Source organism: Nocardioides sp. CPCC 206348, from assembly GCF_048654705.1.
GTDB lineage: Bacteria > Actinomycetota > Actinomycetes > Propionibacteriales > Nocardioidaceae > Nocardioides.
Genome location: NZ_JBMCZA010000226.1, coordinates 306 through 5,532, shown reverse-complemented (window position 1 = coordinate 5,532; position 5,227 = coordinate 306). Strand labels below are relative to the sequence as shown.

General features: G+C 70.3%; 7 protein-coding genes. 2 read left to right on the top strand and 5 right to left on the bottom strand.

Features of this window, described 5'->3' with window-relative positions:
- A partial coding sequence (locus ACOADB_RS25545) for a PilZ domain-containing protein (RefSeq protein WP_378605546.1) occupies positions 1 to 739 on the top strand: 739 nt, incomplete at its 5' end.
- A gap of 21 nt (positions 740 to 760) precedes the next feature.
- Here the strand turns inward: ACOADB_RS25545 and ACOADB_RS25540 are convergent.
- From ACOADB_RS25540 to ACOADB_RS25520, 5 genes are all read right to left on the bottom strand, one after another.
- On the bottom strand, positions 761 to 958 hold the full coding sequence (locus ACOADB_RS25540) for a hypothetical protein (protein WP_378605543.1): 198 nt from the start codon (positions 956 to 958) through the stop codon (positions 761 to 763).
- Positions 959 to 1,051: 93 nt separating this feature from the next.
- Positions 1,052 to 2,218 carry an acetyl-CoA C-acetyltransferase gene (locus tag ACOADB_RS25535; protein ID WP_378605541.1) on the bottom strand — a complete coding sequence of 389 codons (1,167 nt, stop codon included), beginning with the start codon at positions 2,216 to 2,218 and terminating at the stop codon, positions 1,052 to 1,054.
- Positions 2,211 to 2,834, bottom strand: a complete 624-nt coding sequence (locus ACOADB_RS25530; RefSeq protein ID WP_378605538.1) for a TetR/AcrR family transcriptional regulator — start codon at positions 2,832 to 2,834, stop codon at positions 2,211 to 2,213. Before ACOADB_RS25530 ends, ACOADB_RS25535 begins: the two co-directional genes overlap by 8 nt.
- Positions 2,812 to 3,615 carry an SDR family oxidoreductase gene (locus ACOADB_RS25525; RefSeq protein ID WP_378605535.1) on the bottom strand — a complete coding sequence of 268 codons (804 nt, stop codon included), beginning with the start codon at positions 3,613 to 3,615 and terminating at the stop codon, positions 2,812 to 2,814. Before ACOADB_RS25525 ends, ACOADB_RS25530 begins: the two co-directional genes overlap by 23 nt.
- A complete protein-coding gene (locus ACOADB_RS25520) occupies positions 3,612 to 4,826 on the bottom strand; it encodes an acyl-CoA dehydrogenase family protein (RefSeq protein ID WP_378605532.1) in 1,215 nt (404 codons plus the stop codon). The genes ACOADB_RS25525 and ACOADB_RS25520 overlap by 4 nt, the downstream gene beginning before the upstream one ends.
- Before the next feature lie 40 nt (positions 4,827 to 4,866).
- On the opposite strand from ACOADB_RS25520, the gene ACOADB_RS25515 reads away from it, so the two are divergent.
- On the top strand, positions 4,867 to 5,227 hold a 361-nt coding region (locus ACOADB_RS25515), incomplete at its 3' end, for an AMP-binding protein (RefSeq protein ID WP_378605529.1).

Sequence of the window (5,227 nt, the reverse complement as noted above, 5' to 3'; positions counted from 1 at the left end):
CCCCGCGTTTCGACCGAGTGCTCAGGTCGGCTGGCGCCGGGCCGACCAGAGGGACATGTCGGTGCCCACCCCGGACCCAGCCGGCCCGGAAGTCCACCCCGCGATCCTGCAGACGGTCGCGCTGACGCTGCGCCCGACGGCCGGGGAACCGGTCGCCCTCACGACCCGGATCCTGGACCTCGAGCCGCAGCCGGACGGCGAGACCACGCTCGTCGTCGCGTGCCCCGACGGACATGACCCCCTCGAACACCACTTCGAGGCCACGGTGTCGTGGACCTACTCCCTGGGCCGGATGGAGTGCCCGGTGAGCACCCGGCCCGGACGGCGGGCGTATGGACGGGTCTGGGTGCTGCGGCCCAGCTCGGCGGCAACCCGGATCCAGGAGCGCGCGTTCTTCCGTGCCCGGGTCTCGGTGCCCGTCTTCCTGGCCTGGTCCGACGCGCCCGCCGGCGACGAGGAGCCCGCGTCGCACGACCTGACTGCCGTGGCGGTCGACCTCGGCGAGGGCGGCCTGCTTGCCGTCGTACGCACCGATCCCCCGGCGCCCGGAACCCTCGTCGAGTCGACCGTGCGTGTCGACGGCACCAACTACACCCAGCCCGCCCGGGTGGTCCGGCACGTCAACTTCGCCAGCGGGGGCATCGGCGTGGCCGTTGCGTTCCTCGACCCCAAGCTCCACGGTGACCGGTTCCGCAAGCTGGTGTTCGAGTCCGAGCGACGACGACGCCGGGTCCGCTGACGCCCCTGGAGGAGTACGACGTCAGGCAGCGCGCTGCTGATCAGGGAGGCCGTGCGGGAGACGGTGCGCGATCTCGACCGCTCCGCTGGCCAGACGACGGACGCCGCGCTCGTCGGCGCGACCACGTGTCCACAGGACGGCGATGGAACGACCGGCGATGCAGCCCAGCGCATAGGTCGCGAGGACGTAGACCGGAATCTCAGTACGACGGTGGCTCATGACTGCCCCTTTCCCTTGTGCACCTCATCGGCAGCTGGTCGCCGGCGTTGAGGAACATCCCCGGGAGCGGGGGCCTTCACACCTGCCCGGGAATCAGCCGAGGCGCTCGATGATGGTGACGTTCGCCTGGCCGCCGCCCTCGCACATCGTCTGCAGGGCGTAGCGACCCCCAGTGCGCTCGAGCTCGTTGAGCATCGTCGTCATCAAGCGGGTGCCGGTGGCGCCGATCGGGTGACCGAGGGCGATGCCGCCGCCGTTGACGTTGACCTTCTCGTGCGGGGCGCCGGTCTCCTTCATCCAGGCCAGCACGACCGAGGCGAAGGCCTCGTTGCACTCGAACAGGTCGATGTCATCGACCGAGAGACCGGACTTCGCGAGGGCGTGCTTCGTGGCCTCGATCGGGCCGGTGAGCATCCAGACGGGGTCGTCACCTCGGACCGACAGGTGCACGACGCGTGCCCGCGGCGTCAGGCCGTGGTCCTTCACGGCCTGCTCGGAGGCGATCAGCATCGCGGAGGAGGCATCGCAGATCTGCGAGGCGACCGCAGCGGTGATGCGGCCACCGGGCGCGAGCGGCTCGAGGCCGGCCATCTTCTCCAGCGAGGTCTCGCGCGGGCACTGGTCGACGTCGAAGACGGTGCCGTCCTCCAGGGTGAACGGCACGATCTCACGCGCGAAGCGGCCCTCGGCGATCGCCGTACGGGCGCGGGTGTGCGACGCGAGGGCGTACTCCTCCATGTCGAGCCGCGAGATGTCCCACTTCGCCGCGATCATCTCGGCGGAGTTGAACTGGCTGACCTCGACGTCGCCGTAGCGCTTGGCCCAGCCGGGCGACTCGGCGAACGGGGTGGAGAAGCCGTACTGCTGTCCGACGAGCATCGCGGCGGAGATCGGGATGGCGCTCATGTTCTGCACGCCGCCGGCGATGACGAGGTCCTGGGTGCCGGACATGACGCCCTGGGCCGCGAAGTGCACGGCCTGCTGCGACGAGCCGCACTGGCGGTCGATCGTCACGCCGGGCACGTGGTCGGGAAGGCCCGCCACGAGCCACGCCGTACGAGCGACGTCGCCGGCTTGCGAACCGATGGTGTCGCAACAACCGAGGATGACGTCGTCGACGGCACCCGGGTCAACGCCGGTGCGCTCGACCAGGGCGGACAGCGTGTGGGCGGCGAGGTCGGCGGAGTGGACCGCGGCGAGCGCTCCCCCGCGCTTGCCGACCGCGGTGCGGGCGGCGTCGACGATGTAGGCCTCAGGCATGGGTGTTCCTCTCAGCGATCCCGTCGAGCAGGATCCGGACGTACTGGTCGGCGATGTCGGTGTGGGTCAGGTCGCGGCCGGGGCGGTACCAGCGCACGGCCACCCACACGGTGTCGCGGATGAAGCGGTAGGTGAGGGTGACGTCGAGGTCGGAGCGCAGCACGCCGGTGCGCACGCCCTCCTCGAGCAGGGTGACCCAGACCTGGCGGGACTGGGCGTTGCGGTCCGCGAGGTAGCCGAACCGTTCGAAGGAGCCGAGGTGGTCGGCGTCGTTCTGGAAGATCGCGACCTCGTGCGGATGCTTGTCGATCGCTTCGAACGACACCCGGACGGCGGCTTCGAGCTTGGTACGGGCGTCGTCGCTGCTGGCGAGGATGGCGTCGTACTGCCCGAAGAGCTCCTCCTGGAAGGTCGAGAGGATCTCGTCGACCATCGACTCCTTGGAGTCGAAGTGGTGATAGAGACTGCCGTTCTGGATGCCCGCGGCGTCGGCGATGTCGCGCACCGTCGTTGCCCGGAAGCCCTTGTTCGCGAAGACTCCGGCCGCGATCGCGAGCAGTTGCTCGCGACGGCTGGGTCCGGCGCCGTTCGACTCAGGCGTGCTGGCTGCTGACACTGATCACCTCACCGGTCAGGTACGACGAGTAGTCGCTTGCGAGGAACACCATCACGTTGGCCACCTCCCACGGGGCGGCGGCGCGCCCGAAGGCCTCGCGCTGCTTCAGCTCGTGGAGCAGCTCCGGCGACGTCACCTTCTCGAGGAAGGGGTGCATGGCCAGGCTGGGTGAGACCGCGTTGACCCGGATGCCGTGCGGCGCGAGGTCGAGGGCGGAGCAACGGGTCAGCGCCATGACGCCGGCCTTGGCCGCGGCGTAGTGGGCCTGGCCCTCCTGGGCCCGCCAGCCGATCACCGAGGCGTTGTTGATGATGATGCCCTTCTTGCCTGCCGCGACGAACCGCTGGCCGGCCGCACGGGTGGCGCGCATGGTGCCGGTGAGGGTGATGTCGATGACCCGGTTCCAGGTCTCGTCGCTCACCTCGAGGATCGAGTCGGTGCCACCCAGGCCGGCGTTGTTGATCAGGACGTCGACGCCGCCGAACTCGTCGGCAGCGTCGAGGAGGGCCTGGATGTCCTCCTCCTTCGTCACGTTGCAGACCAGCTGGCGCACCCGGTCGGCGCCGAACTCGGCGCCCAGGGCGTCCTCGGCCTCCTTGAGGCGACGCTCGTGGGTGTCGCTGAAGACGACCGCCTTCGCGCCCTCCTCCAGGGCCCGTCGTACGACGGCCGCCCCGATGCCGGCACCGGCGGCCGCCGTCACCACGATGACCTTGCCTGCCAGCAGGTCGTGGCCGGGCACGTAGTCGGGGGTGGGCTGTTCTGCACGCGTCACGGTCATCCGCGAGGCTCCTTCGGTAGTCCGAGAACTCGCTCGGCAAGGATGTTCTTCTGGATCTCGTCGCTGCCGCCGTAGAGCGTGTCGGCACGGGAGAAGAGGAAGAGCCGCTGGTGCTCGTCGAGGTCGTAGGACCCCGACTCCGCCGTGGAGGGGCGGGACAGCAGCCCGTCAGCGCCGGCGACGTCCATGGCGACCTCGCCGAGGGTGCGGTGCCAGGTGGCCCAGGCCAGCTTGAAGATGGATCCGGCGCCACCGCCGGCGGCGGAGTCCTGGCCGCCCTCGACCAGCGCCAGCGAACGCAGGGCGAAGCTCCGGATCACGGCGAGCTCGGTCTTGAGCCGGGCGAGCCGGTCGCGCACGATCGGGTCGTCGACCGAGCCGTTGTCCTTCGCGCGGGCGATCACGGTCTCGAGCTCGCGCGCGAAGCCGACGGTCTGGCCCAGCGTGGAGACGCCTCGCTCGAACCCGAGCAGGCCCATCGCCACGCCCCAGCCGCGGCCGGGCTCGCCGACGACCATGTCGCCGGCGGTGCGGGCTCCGGTGAAGAAGACCTCGTTGAACTCCGAGCCGCTGGTGAGCTGCTCGATCGGCCGGATCTCGACGCCGGCCTGGTCCAGTGGGACGAGCAGGAACGACAGGCCCTGGTGACGCGCCGATCCCGGCTCGGTGCGCGCGACCACGAAGCACCAGTCGGACAGGTGGGCCAGCGACGTCCACACCTTCTGGCCGTCGATCACCCACTCACCCGTGGAGTCGTCGATCCGTGCCTTCGTCTGCACGTTCGCGAGGTCGGACCCGGCACCGGGCTCGGAGTAGCCCTGCGACCACAGCTCGCGGACCGCGACGATCTCGGGCAGGAAGCGCTTCTTCTGCTCCTCGGTGCCGAACGCAATGAGGGTGGGACCGAGGAGCTGCTCACCCAGGTGGTTCACGCCGGCCGGGGCGTCGGCACGGGCGTACTCCTCGTGGAAGATCACCTGCTGCCACAGCGAGAGCCCGCGGCCGCCGTACTCCTTCGGCCAGCCGACGGCCGTCCAGCCGTGCTCGGCGAGCAGCCGGTTCCAGGCCAGTCGTTCCTCGTGCGCCTCGTGTTCACGCCCCGGGCCGCCACGGCCACGCAGGTCGGCCCACTCGCCGGTCAGGTGTTCGGCCAGCCACGAGCGGATCTCCGCACGGAAGGCACGGTCCTCGGCGCTCTCGGTCAGGTCCACGTCGCCACCATACCAAGCAAATGCTTGGTAGGGTGCAGCCATGGACACGATTCCCGCCGTCTTGCGCAGGGCCGCGGACCAGTACGGCGAGAAGCCGGCGTACGTCGACGGTGACCGCACCGTCTCATTCACCGGGATCCTCGAGCTCGTTCGACACACCGCGGCCGGCTATCGGGAGCGCGGCTTCCTGCCCGGGGAGCGCGCCGCGATCTGGGCGCCGAACAGCATCGACTGGGTCGTCGCCGCGCTCGCCGTCTCCTACGCCGGAGGAACGCTCGTCCCGCTGAACTCCCGCTACACCGGTCACGAAGCCGCCGACATCGTCGAGCGGTCGGGTGCCACCCTCGTGATCGTGGCCGACGGCTTCCTGGGCCGCAACCAGGTCGAGGAGCTCCGGAACG